Source organism: Pseudomonas sp. PONIH3, assembly GCF_002934345.1.
In the GTDB taxonomy this organism is placed as follows: Bacteria; Pseudomonadota; Gammaproteobacteria; order Pseudomonadales; family Pseudomonadaceae; genus Aquipseudomonas; species Aquipseudomonas soli.
Genome location: NZ_CP026386.1, coordinates 672,523 through 684,853 on the forward strand (window position 1 = coordinate 672,523; position 12,331 = coordinate 684,853).

The window sequence follows — 12,331 nt, forward strand, 5'->3', positions numbered from 1 at the left end:
TGACATGGGAAGGGGGGACAACGGCAGGAGCAGCGGGGCTCAACACCAGGGAGGCGCAGCGCTCACGGTGTGAGCAGAGTGCGGTGGAAGGCCGGACACCGGTGCGAAGCAGGTCCGCACCGGTACCCTGAACAATGGAACTTGGGTTCAGCCAGCGAGTGTTTGCAACTCGGCCAGCTCCCGTTCGGACAATCCCACGCCTTCGCGCAGTGCCACTTCACGCTCACGGTAGCGCCGTTCTCCCGGCATGCGCGTCAGCCCCGCTTCCTGCATCTGCTCCACCAGTTCACGGCTGCGCTGGGCAAAACGCTGGCCTTGCGCCTTGGCCGGGTCGATCACGATCAGCAATTGCCCGGTCCATGGGGTCTTTGCTCCCGGATGCCCGGACCAGTCGAACTCCCAGGAAAAATGGCCCCCCGTCAGCGCCGCCGCCAGCAGTTCGACCATCATCGACAGCGCCGAGCCTTTGTGGCCGCCGAACGGCAGCAAGGCGCCGCCTTCGAGAATCGCCTTGGGGTCAGTAGTCGGCTGGCCGGCGGCATCCACGCCCATGCCCGACGGCAGCTGTTCGCCGGCCCGGGCGGCGATCTGCACGTCGCCATGGGCCATGGCACTGGTGGCCATGTCGAAGACGATCGGGTCGTGCCCCGCACAAGGCGCGGCGAAGGCGATGGGGTTGGTGCCGAACAGCGGTTTGCGCGCACCGTGGGGCACCACGCAGGTCATGCTGTTGACCACGCTCAGGGCCACCAGGCCTTCATCGGCGAATGGCTCGACATCCGGCCACAGCGCGGCGAAATGGTGCGAATTGTGGATCGCCAGCACCGCGATGCCGGCCGTGCGCGCCTTCGCCACCAACAGCGCGCGGGCCGCGGCCAGGGCCGGCTGGGCAAAACCGCCCTTGGCATCGACCTGCACATAAGCCGGTGCCAGGTCGGTTACCTGTGGCTCGGCGCGGCCATCGACCCAACCGCTGGCCAGGGTCGAGACATAACCGGGAATACGGAACACCCCGTGGCTGTGGGCACCGTCACGCTGGGCGCTGGCGCAGTTGTCGGCGAGTACGGCGGCCACTGCCGCGCTGCAGCCATGCCGCGCGAAGATTGCCTGGAGCAATGCCTGCAGTTCGTTAAAAGGCACGCGCACGACAGGGCCGGTGGAAGGTGAAGACATCTGGAGCTCCTTTCTTGGAATTGGAATCGCTACAGCGCAACTGCACAGACTTTCCCGCCAATGACAGCTATCTGTCAAATATTGACTTGATGACAGAAAACAGCCATTTTGGCTTCCACGCCAGAAATCAACCGGAACCGACCATGAGCCAATCGATCAAGCAACGCCTGGAAAGCAGCCTGCACAGCGCTGCCGCCTCGGGCCGCCAGATCGCCAGCTACATGCTCGCCAACCTCCACGAACTGCCCTTCCAGACCTCGGCCAGCATCGCCGCCAAGCTGGGCGTGAGCGAATCGAGCGTCGGCCGCTTCTGCCGCGCCCTGGGCTATGCCCACCTCAAGGCTCTCAAGCAGGACCTGCAGAACGACCTGGGCGACGGCCCGTGGCTGGCCGGCGACCGCCTGCAGGCGTTTCGCCAGCAACCCGAGGACGACCAGCGCTCAGGCAGCCTGGAGCTGGAAATGGCCGCGCTGGTGCGCGTGCACGAGTACAGCCGCGGCGAGACCTGGCAACAGGTCGCCCGCCGCCTGGCCGATAAACCCCGGATATTCGTCGCCGGCTTTCAGACCGAGCGTGGCGTGGCCATGTGCATGAGCCACCTGTTGCAGTACCTGCGCGACGGCGTGCAACTGGTCGATGGCAGCGCCGGGCATTTCGGCGAGGTATTGCTGGGGCGCCCGCAGGACTGCGCGCTGGTGGTGTTCGAAGCACGCCGTTATTCACGCCACGCCCTGCAGCTGTGCCACAAGGCCCGTGCGCTGGGCATCCCGGTGACCCTGGTCACCGACACTTTCTGTGACTGGGCCGATGCCGAAGCCGACGAGGTGTTCCGCATCCCCACCGAATTCAACCTGTTCTGGGAATCCACCGCGACCATGCTGTCGTGGGTGCACCTGATGGTCAACGAGGTCTGCAAGCAGCTCGGACCGGATGTTGAAAAACGCTTGGAAGCAACTGCCGCTCTACATAACGAGTTCGTCGGCTACACCTCGTGGCCGGCGGGCAAACAACAATAGCAAGAGTGCGATGACCGAGGTGCGAGATGAAAGGAACCATGGCTGTGGTGGGTGCGTGCGCCCTGCTGCTGGCGGGCCACGCCAGTGCCGAGACCCTGCGCTTTGCCACTGAAGGCGCATATCCCCCCTTCAACTACGTCGACGCCGACAACAAGCTGCACGGCTTCGACATCGACATCACCCATGCCCTGTGCGAACAGATGAAGGTCGAGTGCACCCTGGTGGCCCAGGACTGGGAAGGCATCATTCCGGCACTGATGGCGCGCAAGTACGACGCGGTGGTGGCCTCGATGATCGACACCGAGGAACGGCGCCGGAAGATCGCCTTCACCGACCACTACTACCGCACCCCACTGACCGTGGCCGTCGCCAAGGACAGCCCGATCAGCGACGCGCAGACCGACTTCAAGGGCTACACGGTCGGCGCGCAATCCGCCTCGACCCAGGCGATCTACGCCGAGGATGTATACGGCAAGGCCGGCGCGGACGTGAAGCTGTACCCGACCCTTGACGAAGCCAACGCAGACCTTGCCGCCGGGCGCCTGGACGGGGTGATCGCCGACAAGTTCCCGCTGCACGAATGGCTGAACAAGAATGGCAAGGACTGCTGCAAGATCCTCGGCGACGTCGACGGCACCAAGGCCGACGCGGCGATTGCCGTACGCAAGGACGACCAGGCCCTGCGCACCCGGCTGAACGAGGCGCTGGCGGCGATCGTGGCCAATGGCACCTACCAGAAGATCGCGAGCAAGTACTTCGCCTTCGACATCTACCAGTAATCTCGTGGAGGCCGGCCTGCCGCGCGATGGCGCCTGATCAGTGAACCACGCCATCGCGGGGCAAGCCCGCTCCCACCAGGGCAACTGTTTCCTGGGGGTTAGCCATGCTCGATCAACTCTCCCTGCTTTCCTTCGCCAGCGGCGGCTGGGGCCAGGCGTTGCTGGCCGGCGCGCTGGTGACCGTGTCGCTGGCCCTGGCCTGCCTGCCCATCGGCCTGCCACTGGGCTTGCTGGTGGCGCTCGCCGCGCGTTCTCGCAAACGCCTGCCGCGGGCCTGGGCCACCCTCTTCTCCACGGTGTTTCGCGGCCTGCCAGAACTGCTCACCCTGCTGATCATCTACTACGGCTGCCAGATCGCCGCGCAGAAGCTCCTCGCCGCGCTGGGCTATGAAGGCGAGGTGCTGATCAACACCTTCCTCGCCGCCATGGCCGCCTTCAGCCTGGTGTTCGCCGCATTCTCCAGCGAGATCTGGCTGATGGCCTTCAAGACCCTGCCCAAGGGCCAGCTGGAGGCCTGCTCGGCCCTGGGCCTGGGCAAGCGCACCGGGTTCTTCAAGGTGGTGCTGCCGCAACTAACGCGCATCGCCCTGCCGGGCCTGTCGAACAACTGGCTGAGCCTGCTCAAGGACACCTCGCTGGTTTCGACCATCTCGCTGATCGACCTGATGCGCCAGACCAACCTCGCGGTCAGCGTGACCAAGGAGCCGATGCTGTTCTACAGCGTCGCCTGCCTGGTCTACCTGCTGTTCTCGGCGCTGTCGGGCAGGGTCTTCGCCCTGCTCGAGCGGCGCAGCAACCGCCATTTGCAAGGAGCCCGCCCATGAGCCTGGAGCAACTGCTGGCCTACGTGCTCGACCCGGACTTGCTGGACCGTTACGGCGCGCGTTTCGTCGATGGCCTGCTGGTCACCGCCAAGCTGGTGGCGATTTCGTTCACCCTCGGCGCGCTGCTGGGCATGCTCCTGGCGCTGGTGCGCATGTCACCCAGCTGCGTGCCGCGGCGCCTGGCGGCTGGCTACGTGTATTTCTTCCGCGGTTCACCGCTGCTGGCCCAGCTGTTCCTGCTGTACTACGGGCTGGGTTCGCTCAAGGGTTTCTGGCAGGAGATGGGCCTCTGGTGGTTCTTCCGCGAGGCCTGGTATTGCGCCCTGCTCGCCTTCACCCTCAACACGGCGGCCTATCAGGCCGAGATCTTCCGCGCCAGTCTGATGGCGGTCGCGCCGGGTCAGTACGAGGCGGCCAAGGCACTCAACCTCAAGCGCTCGACCACCTTCTTCAAGGTGGTCCTGCCGCAGTCGCTGCTGGTGGCCATCGGCCCGCTGGGCAACGAGCTGATCATGATGATCAAGGCCAGCGCGATTGCCTCGCTGGTGACGATCTACGACTTGATGGGGGTGACCAAGCTGGCCTTCTCGCGCAGCTTCGACTTCCAGATCTACCTGTGGGCGGCAGTGCTCTACCTGCTGATCGTCGAGGCGGTCCGGCGCACCTTGAAACACCTGGAAGCCCGCCTGGGCCGCCACCTGAACTGACTGAAGGAAACCTTCCATGCATTGCCAGACCATCGTCCTGGGCGCCGGCATCGTCGGCGTCAGCACCGCCCTGCACCTGCAGGCCCGCGGACGCCAGGTGATCCTCATCGACCGCGACGAGCCAGGCAGCGGCACCAGCCATGGCAACGCCGGGCTGATCGAGCGCTCCAGCGTGATCCCCTATGCCTTCCCGCGCCAGTACAGCGCCCTGCTGCGCTATGGCCTGAACCGCCAGCCCGACGTGCGCTACAGCCTCGCCCACCTGCCCAAGGCCGCGCCGTGGCTGCTCAGCTACTGGCGCCAGTCCGCCCCCGGACGCCTGGCCAAGGCCGCCGCCGACATGCTGCCGCTGGTGCAGCGCAGCGTCGAGGAACACGATGCGCTGATCGAAGCCGCCGGCCTGCAAGGGCTGGTGCAGGCCAAGGGTTGGATCGAGGTGTACCGCGACGCCACGCTGTTCGCCCAGGCCAAGCACGACCTTCAAGGCCTGGCCCGCTATGGCCTGCGCTACGAGATCCTCGAGCGCGAGCAACTGCAGGCCCGCGAGCAGCAACTGGACGGTGGGGTGATCGGTGGCATCCACTGGCTTGACCCGAAGACCGTGAGCAACCCCGGCGGCTTGACCCGTGGCTATGCCGCGCTGTTCGTCCAGCGTGGCGGGCAGTTCCTCCACGGCGATGCGCGTAGCCTGCGCCAGGTCGAGAGTGGCTGGCAGGTTGACAGCCGCCGCGGCACGGTCACCGCCGACGAGGTGGTGGCCTGCCTCGGCCCGCAGTCGGCCGACCTCTATGAACGGCTGGGCTACCGCTTTCCGCTGGGGATCAAGCGCGGCTACCACATGCACTACGCGACCCGCGACGGCGCCGAACTGGGCCACTCGATCTGCGACACCCAGGGCGGCTATGTCCTGGCGCCGATGGCGCGGGGCGTGCGCCTGACTACCGGCATCGAATTCGCCGCCAGCGATGCCCCGGCCAATGAGATCCAGCTGCGCCGCTGCGAGGCCCTGGCGCGCAAGCTGTTCCCGGCCCTGGGCGAGCGCCTGGACGACAAGCCCTGGCTGGGCCGCCGCCCGTGCCTGCCGGACATGCGCCCGGTGATCGGCCCGGCGCCGCTGCACAAGCAGCTGTGGTTCAACTTCGGCCATGCCCATCATGGCCTGACGCTGGGCCCGGTCAGCGGCCGCCTGCTGGCGGAGCTGATGACCGGCGAGCGCCCCTTCACCGACCCTGCGCCCTACAGCGCCGCACGCTTCGCCTGAACCTTGAGCGGGAGAACAACAAGATGACCGCACCCTTGAGCCTTGCCAGCCGGCACCCTGCCCCCGACCCGCGCCCGGAGCTGATCCGTATCGAGGGCCTGAACAAGCATTACGGCGCGTTCCATGTGCTGCACGATATCGACCTGTCGGTACGCGAGGGCGAACGGATCGTGCTCTGCGGCCCCTCGGGCTCGGGCAAGTCGACGTTGATCCGCTGCATCAACCGCCTGGAGATCGCCCAGCAGGGCAGCATTCGCGTGGCCGGCACCGACCTTGCCAGCACTGGCCGCGAGGCCGCCAAGGTGCGCAGCGAGATCGGCATGGTGTTCCAGCACTTCAACCTGTTCCCGCACATGAGCGTGCTCGACAATTGCCTGCTGGCACCGATGAGCGTGCGCGGCCTGTCGCGGCGGGACGCCGAGGAACGGGCGCGCTCGTACCTGAGCAAGGTCGGTATCGAAAGCCAGGCGAACAAGTACCCCAGCCAGCTCTCTGGCGGCCAGCAGCAGCGGGTGGCGATCGCCCGGGCGTTGTGCATGAAGCCGAGGATCATGCTGTTCGACGAGCCGACCTCGGCGCTCGACCCGGAGATGGTGGCCGAAGTTTTGGACGTTCTTGTGCAATTGGCCGGTACCGGCATGACCATGCTCTGCGTGACCCACGAGATGGGCTTTGCACGACAGGTGGCAGAGCGGGTGTTGTTTCTCGAAGGTGGGCAAATCATCGAGGACTCTTCACCGGAAGTGTTCTTCGGGCAGCCCAGGACGGCGCGGGCACAGGCGTTTTTGAAGCAGATTCTGCATTAATGGTTCGTGGTCCTGTGCAGATACACGCAACCCTGGCCGCCCCCTGCAAAACAGCGATGCAATATATGAAGATTTGATCTTGATCTTGATCTTGATCTTGATCTTGATCTTGATCTCAAGATTAGTTTCAAACTCACTAGCGACAGCTGCGGCAGTGTAGGCGCCGCCCGTAACTTCGCGACTTCAGGAGGCCGAACGCAGGCCTTGCGGAGGGAGGTGACGGGCATGGATGCCCGTCAAGCGCTGCGCCCCAGGATGGGGCGTTCAGCGCGGTCCTCCCGGGAGCAAGGCTGGAGTGAGGGGACCCGGAGCGAAGCGGAGGGCCGGATGAATGGAGCGCAGTGTACGGATCACCCACATGGGTTACACAAAAGTTCACTCACATAGGTGACGACACCTTGAGTGTTACATAACCATCAGTGGCATCCCGCACATCGACTCTGCCAAGGATGATGGGACCGAAAATAACATCCCAGACGCCATCCCCAACCTGCTCCAGTCCAATGGTCTGGTGCTTGAGCACATAACCTACGTAGATCCTCAAGCCCCGGCGATTGATGATGCCGGAGCTATCAGCCGGCAAGCTCTCGATATGACTGGGATAGGTCATTTCGGGGAGCTTTTCAGGGAATGGGCGTGGAGATGGCTGGTAGCAAGACGCCGGTGTTTTCTGCTTCAGCGCTTCATGCAAGCGCTCGTGATTGTAGTGCTGCCGAAAGCGATCAAAGTGCCGTTGTTGAGCCTCCCAGGCCACTGCCGGCGGCGATGGGAGCGTGCTTTTGAGCGTTCGATGCATGCGCTCGTGGCGGCCATTTTGTTCAGGCCGACCAGGCGCAATGCGCTCGGGAATGATGCCTAGACGCAGCCACCAGATCGACAGCTGAGAAAGTCCCGCACGCCCCTTACTGGCAAACGGCACACCGTTATCGGTACGAATCCGCTCAGGCAAACCATTCTCTCGGAACACTTGGGTGAAAACGGCCTGGGTTTCCAGCAGGTTGGTATTGGGCATGCTGTGGCAGGCGAGCAGGAAACGACTGGCGTGATCCATGATCGTCAGCGGATAGCACCAGACGCCTGCACCTGTCAGAAATTGACCTTTGTAGTCCGCACTGAACAGCTGGTTAGGCGACTCGGCCTTCTCCAGGGGCTTGGGATAGACCGCTACACGCTGACGTAAGCGGCGTGGTTTGACCAATTGGGCTTTCTTGAGGATGTTGTAGATCGCTGTCTTCGAGGGCGGCGCCTGATCAGGGAAACGCTCCTGCAGCGCAGCCTGGATCTTTTTCGGCCCCGGTTCCGTTTCGCCTCGGCTGCGCAATTCGATGATGGCTTCGCGAACTGCGGCGGGTACGACCCAATCCTGGTTCAACCGGCGGCGGCTGCGTTCTTCCAGCCCCGAAGGCCCCTCTTTCTCATATCGCTCGACCCATTTGTAGCCGGTCTTTCGGCTGATCTCGTAGGCCTGGCACAGGGCGCTGAAGCTGGGCGGCCCCTGCAGGTAATCCGCAATGAAAAGCATTTTAAGGTCCATAGGTTTCAGCTCTCGCCAAGGCATGGTCAGATCCTCGAAAACCGACCCTGCCAGTTAAAGACTGTTACCTATGTGCGTGAACTGATTTGTAACCCATGTGGGTGAGTCATACCCGCAGCGTTTTTTGGTTACTTTTTGTCGCGTTTGACAAAAAGTGACTCGCCGTAAGGGCGAAAAGGTGACGATGCGTCGTTATAGCAAATGAATGCGCTTACAACTGTGGAAACCCACGCCGATCGCATTTGACTTTGACTTTGACTTTGACTTACACAGCGTGCGTCTCGAAAGTTATATGCGCATTCATTTACGATGGTGACGCACAATCACCTTTCCGCCCTTACGGCGGGTCCCTTTTTGAAGGATCAAAAAGGAACCAAAAAATCCTCGCTCCATTCATCCGGCCCCTACGCTTCGCTCCGGGGTCCCCTCACTCCGGCCTTGCTCCCGGGAGGACCGCGCTGAACGCCCCATCCTGGGGCGCAGCGCTTGACGGGCATCCATGCCCGTCACCTCCCTCCGCAAGACCTGCGTTCGGCCTCCTGAAGTCGCAATTTGTGTCGCCTGAACTATCGCGCATATAGAAGCAAAAGCAGAGCAAGAGCAAGAGCAAGAAGTACAGATTTTTTGCTTGGAAATTTAGTATTAAAAAATACTTCAGCCACCACATTAACTCAACACCACATACACCTCGCGCAAGTTAACTACATGACTCACCGCTTGCGCGCACAAATACCGAAGGCGACATCGCCGATATAGATATCCTGCGACCGCCGCCGCTCGACATCCAACCGCGCCTGCAATGTGTCGATCCCAACCTGCCGCGCCGTGGCCACGCCATTGGCGATGATCCGCGGCAGGCAAGCGCGGATGATCTCACCCAGCGGGTAGGCGTTGTCGGGCGTCTGCACCAGGCATTCGGCACGCAGGTCCTCGACCGTCAGCCCCGCCTCGCTGAACACACGGTGCAGGTTGAAGCCGATCTGCAGGTCCGCCCCCTCATGGGCAAGCATGCGCCTCAACCATTGCTGGGCCCTGTGGTGCAACGGGAATGACGCCTGGCTCGGCGCGGCCATGCTGCCATCATGCTCCTGGAAGATCATCAGCCCGCCAGGCAGCAGGTGCCGAGCCAACGCGCGCAATGCCTTGACCGGATCCGCCTGGTACATCAGCACCCGCCGTCCGACGATGGCGTCGAACAACCCCAGGGTCGCGGGCAACGCGCACAGTTCGGCAGCCACGAACTCAGGTACCGCCGCCCCTTTGCGGCTTTCACGCTGGCGCGCGATCTCCAGGGCGCCAGCCGCCCGGTCGATACCCACCACCGCGCCGTCGTCACCTACCAGGCCGGCCAGCAGCCAGCTAACATCGCCACTGCCACACCCGACATCGAGCACGCGCATGCCGGGGCCGATACCCGCGTCAACCAGCAGGCGCGTGGTGAAATCCGCTTTCGCAAGTGCCATGCCATGCTCCTTCCCAGAAGCGCCAGTGTGCAGAGCAAAGGGGCACGCGCACAAGACTGGTTTATGCTACAGCCACCCTAGACCCCGAGCATTACCATGGTTACCGACCCACTGCTGGACAGCTGGCAGCACAACGCCCAGGCCTGGATCGAAGCCGTTCGCTCCGGCGCCATCGAGTCCCGCCGCCAGGTCACCGATCAGGCGATACTCCTGGCCGTGCTCGGCCGCCAGCCCTGTCGGGTGCTGGATATGGGCTGCGGCGAGGGTTGGCTGCTCCGTGCATTGGCCGCAAGGGGCATCGAAGCGGTCGGAGTGGATGGCGATGCGACCCTGGTCGCCGCCGCACGGGAAGCGGGTTCGGCGCAGGTCCACCTGGCCAGCTACGAACAAGTGATCGCAGGCGTGCCGGGCATCGGCCACGATCATGAGCTGATCTGCGCCAACTTCTCCCTGCTGCAGCAAGACATCATTCCCCTGCTCATCACCATGCGGGATCTGCTGCGGCCCGACGGCACACTGCTGATCCAGACACTGCACCCCTGGACGGCAGCCGCCGGCATTTACCAGGATGGCTGGCGCGAGGAGTCATTCGTCGGGTTCGCCGGCGACTGGCGCCCGATGCCATGGTACTTCCGCACCCTCGGCAGCTGGCTGAAGGCACTGGAGCTGGCGGGTTTCAACCTGGTCGAACTGCAGGAGCCGCAACATCCGCAGAGCCAGGTGCCGCAATCCCTGCTGCTGGTCGCGCGCAACACAGCCTGACCCCTGCGGCCTCTCGTCGCAGCCTTTTCCCTCTTGGCAAATCCTGTACAGGCCTTAAAATCCCGCCTCCTTTTCGCCCGTCGCCCCAACCGGTGGCAAGCCCCCGCAAAGACCGCGTCCGTGCCTCACACATCGCGCATGTGCCACAGGCTCAACCGCCCCGCCAGGCCTTCACCCAACAGGCCCCGCGGTTGACTCTTGCCAAGCTCGCATCCCGCCCAGGCCGCACTGTACGTCGCTGTCCGCCACGTGCAGCCGAAAAGGTGCTTCTGAGCTCTTTTCAACCTTGAGGTAACTATGTCTGTGCGTTTGCTGGCGATGGCGCTGGCACCCCTGCTCGGCCTGTTCATCATTGCCCTGGGCAATGGCGTGCTGTCTTCCCTGACCACCCTGCGCCTGGGCGCCGCCGGCGAATCGGCGACCATGATCGGCGTGGTGTCGTCGGCCTACTTCATCGGCCTGACCCTGGGCGCGATCTTCAACGACCGGCTGATCTTGCGCATCGGCCACATCCGCGCCTACAGCAGTTTCGCCGCCTTGATCGGCGCGACCATCCTGCTGCAAGGCCTGTTCTACGACACCACCTGGTGGTTCGTACTGCGGCTGATCAACGGCTGGGCGGCGGTCGGCGTGTTCCTGGTGATCGAGAGTTGGCTGCTGCTGGCCGGTGACGCGAAGATCCGTGGGCGCCTGCTGGCGCTGTACATGATCGCCTTCTATGGCGCGGGGGTAATCGCCCAGGCCGCCTTGGGCGAGGTCACTGGCTGGGGCGAGACCGCGCCGTTCATGGTCGCCGGCATGCTCGCCACGCTGTCGGTGCTGCCGATCGTGATCCTGCCCCGGGTATCGCCACTGCTGGATCAGGTCGAGCCGCTCAAACCGCGGCAACTGTTGGGCGTGGCGCCGACCGGGCTGGTCGGCTGCTTCGGCTCGGGGGTCGCCATCGCCGGCATCTATGCCTTGCTGCCGCTGTACCTGCAACGCATCGGCCTGGACGTCGGCGAGACCGGCGACATGATGGCCTGGGTGATCCTCGGAGCCATGCTGCTGCAATATCCGGTCGGGCGCTGGTCCGACCGCAAGGATCGCCAGGACGTGCTGATCGCCCTGGCCGCCCTGTGTACCGTGCTGTCGGTATTGATTGTGCTGCTGCCAGCCGATACCGTGCTGCTGCCGGCGCTGCTGTTCCTGCTCGGCGGCGGCGTGTTCGCGCTGTACCCGGTGGCTGTCAGCAGCGCCGCCGACCGTGCTCCGGCCGACGCGCTGGTGCCGATGATCCAGGGGCTGCTGCTGATCAACTCGCTGGGCTCGGCCATGGCCCCGCTGGCCATTTCGCCGATGATGACCGCCTACGGCGAAGTCGGGCTGTTCTGGGCCTTCGCCGTGATCAACCTGGTCATGGTCGGGTTCTTCCTGTGGCGTCGCGGCAAGCGCCCGGCACCGGAGCACCCGGCGCCGTTCGCGCCGACCGCCACCTTCTCGCCGACCGGCGCGGAGCTGCGGGTGACCGAAGACCTGATGCACGCGGCGCAGGAGCACCCGACGCTGGAAGCGATGGATGTCATGCCGGGCCAACAGGCGCCTCGTCCTGACGCCCACTGACGCCTGACGCCAAGGACCGTCCGTCGCTTGACGGGCACCTTGGCGCCGCCGTGATAGCCCAACCATGACAGTCATCCGACAGGAGATTCACCATGGTCAATCCACGTCCCCTCGCCTTGCTGCTGGCCCTGATGCTGGGCAGCACCGCCCCCCTCGCCCTCGCGGCCACCGACATGAACGGCAGCGGCACGCACAAAGAGCACACTACCGAGCAAGGCAAGACCGCCGGTGAAGGCAGCAGCGTAAACACCCCCGGTGGCAAGGATAACGACAGCAGTGACACCGGTACCGACTCTGACGCCGCCGACGGTGCCGCTGGCGGCTCCAACAGTACCGGCGAAGCCACCGGCAGCGGCGCCGGGGCTTCAGGTGGCAGCGCCGAAGATCAGGACAGCCGGTGACCC

12 protein-coding genes are annotated in these 12,331 nt (G+C 64.2%); 9 read left to right on the forward strand and 3 right to left on the reverse strand.

The annotated features are described in order from the left end of the window. Positions 1-147 precede the first annotated feature (147 nt). A complete protein-coding gene (locus C3F42_RS02945) occupies positions 148-1,173 on the reverse strand; it encodes an Ldh family oxidoreductase (RefSeq protein WP_104443936.1) in 1,026 nt (341 codons plus the stop codon). A gap of 143 nt (positions 1,174-1,316) precedes the next feature. Here C3F42_RS02945 and C3F42_RS02950 point away from each other — a divergent pair, with 143 nt between their 5' ends. The 6 genes from C3F42_RS02950 (at position 1,317) to C3F42_RS02975 (ending at position 6,566) form a co-directional block, all read left to right on the forward strand. Beyond that, entirely contained in the window at positions 1,317-2,189 is an 873-nt protein-coding gene (locus C3F42_RS02950) for a MurR/RpiR family transcriptional regulator (RefSeq protein ID WP_104443937.1), read from the forward strand. A 26-nt stretch (positions 2,190-2,215) separates the two neighbouring features. Next, on the forward strand, positions 2,216-2,968 hold the full coding sequence (locus C3F42_RS02955) for a transporter substrate-binding domain-containing protein (RefSeq protein ID WP_023632571.1): 753 nt from the start codon (positions 2,216-2,218) through the stop codon (positions 2,966-2,968). 104 nt (positions 2,969-3,072) lie between these two features. Next, positions 3,073-3,792: an ABC transporter permease gene (locus C3F42_RS02960; protein WP_023632572.1), complete on the forward strand. Its 720-nt coding sequence runs from the start codon at positions 3,073-3,075 to the stop codon at positions 3,790-3,792. Then, a complete protein-coding gene (locus tag C3F42_RS02965) occupies positions 3,789-4,499 on the forward strand; it encodes an ABC transporter permease (protein WP_104443938.1) in 711 nt (236 codons plus the stop codon). Before C3F42_RS02960 ends, C3F42_RS02965 begins: the two co-directional genes overlap by 4 nt. Positions 4,500-4,515: 16 nt before the next feature. Next, positions 4,516-5,760, forward strand: a complete 1,245-nt coding sequence (locus C3F42_RS02970; protein ID WP_038706047.1) for an FAD-binding oxidoreductase — start codon at positions 4,516-4,518, stop codon at positions 5,758-5,760. 23 nt (positions 5,761-5,783) lie between these two features. Beyond that, positions 5,784-6,566, forward strand: a complete 783-nt coding sequence (locus tag C3F42_RS02975; protein ID WP_023632410.1) for an amino acid ABC transporter ATP-binding protein — start codon at positions 5,784-5,786, stop codon at positions 6,564-6,566. Between the two features lie 379 nt (positions 6,567-6,945). Here C3F42_RS02975 and C3F42_RS02985 read toward each other — a convergent pair whose 3' ends face one another. Together C3F42_RS02985 and C3F42_RS02990 are read right to left on the reverse strand one after the other, a co-directional pair. After that, positions 6,946-8,124, reverse strand: coding sequence for an integrase core domain-containing protein (locus tag C3F42_RS02985; protein ID WP_104443889.1), 1,179 nt, complete (start codon positions 8,122-8,124; stop codon positions 6,946-6,948). 686 nt (positions 8,125-8,810) lie between these two features. Continuing rightward, entirely contained in the window at positions 8,811-9,563 is a 753-nt protein-coding gene (locus tag C3F42_RS02990; protein ID WP_104443939.1) for a methyltransferase domain-containing protein, read from the reverse strand. Positions 9,564-9,659: 96 nt separating this feature from the next. On the opposite strand from C3F42_RS02990, the gene C3F42_RS02995 reads away from it, so the two are divergent. The 3 genes from C3F42_RS02995 to C3F42_RS03005 all read left to right on the forward strand — a co-directional run bounded on the left by C3F42_RS02995 (position 9,660) and on the right by C3F42_RS03005 (position 12,328). Beyond that, the gene (locus C3F42_RS02995) at positions 9,660-10,325 is read left to right on the forward strand and encodes a bifunctional 2-polyprenyl-6-hydroxyphenol methylase/3-demethylubiquinol 3-O-methyltransferase UbiG (protein WP_104443940.1); all 666 of its coding nucleotides are present in this window, start codon (positions 9,660-9,662) and stop codon (positions 10,323-10,325) included. Positions 10,326-10,622: 297 nt separating this feature from the next. Continuing rightward, the gene (locus C3F42_RS03000) at positions 10,623-11,927 is read left to right on the forward strand and encodes an MFS transporter (RefSeq protein WP_094011241.1); all 1,305 of its coding nucleotides are present in this window, start codon (positions 10,623-10,625) and stop codon (positions 11,925-11,927) included. A 92-nt stretch (positions 11,928-12,019) separates the two neighbouring features. Then, positions 12,020-12,328: a hypothetical protein gene (locus C3F42_RS03005; RefSeq protein WP_023631738.1), complete on the forward strand. Its 309-nt coding sequence runs from the start codon at positions 12,020-12,022 to the stop codon at positions 12,326-12,328. Positions 12,329-12,331: the final 3 nt, after the last annotated feature.

Bases quoted from the DNA above. Each gene is read 5' to 3' on its own strand.
- C3F42_RS02945 (WP_104443936.1), bottom strand. From the start codon at position 1,173: ATGTCTTCACCTTCCACCGGCCCTGTCGTGCGCGTGCCTTTTAACGAA.
- C3F42_RS02950 (WP_104443937.1), top strand. From the start codon at position 1,317: ATGAGCCAATCGATCAAGCAACGCCTGGAAAGCAGCCTGCACAGCGCT.
- C3F42_RS02955 (WP_023632571.1), top strand. From the start codon at position 2,216: ATGAAAGGAACCATGGCTGTGGTGGGTGCGTGCGCCCTGCTGCTGGCG.
- C3F42_RS02960 (WP_023632572.1), top strand. From the start codon at position 3,073: ATGCTCGATCAACTCTCCCTGCTTTCCTTCGCCAGCGGCGGCTGGGGC.
- C3F42_RS02965 (WP_104443938.1), top strand. From the start codon at position 3,789: ATGAGCCTGGAGCAACTGCTGGCCTACGTGCTCGACCCGGACTTGCTG.
- C3F42_RS02970 (WP_038706047.1), top strand. From the start codon at position 4,516: ATGCATTGCCAGACCATCGTCCTGGGCGCCGGCATCGTCGGCGTCAGC.
- C3F42_RS02975 (WP_023632410.1), top strand. From the start codon at position 5,784: ATGACCGCACCCTTGAGCCTTGCCAGCCGGCACCCTGCCCCCGACCCG.
- C3F42_RS02985 (WP_104443889.1), bottom strand. From the start codon at position 8,124: ATGCCTTGGCGAGAGCTGAAACCTATGGACCTTAAAATGCTTTTCATT.
- C3F42_RS02990 (WP_104443939.1), bottom strand. From the start codon at position 9,563: ATGGCACTTGCGAAAGCGGATTTCACCACGCGCCTGCTGGTTGACGCG.
- C3F42_RS02995 (WP_104443940.1), top strand. From the start codon at position 9,660: ATGGTTACCGACCCACTGCTGGACAGCTGGCAGCACAACGCCCAGGCC.
- C3F42_RS03000 (WP_094011241.1), top strand. From the start codon at position 10,623: ATGTCTGTGCGTTTGCTGGCGATGGCGCTGGCACCCCTGCTCGGCCTG.
- C3F42_RS03005 (WP_023631738.1), top strand. From the start codon at position 12,020: ATGGTCAATCCACGTCCCCTCGCCTTGCTGCTGGCCCTGATGCTGGGC.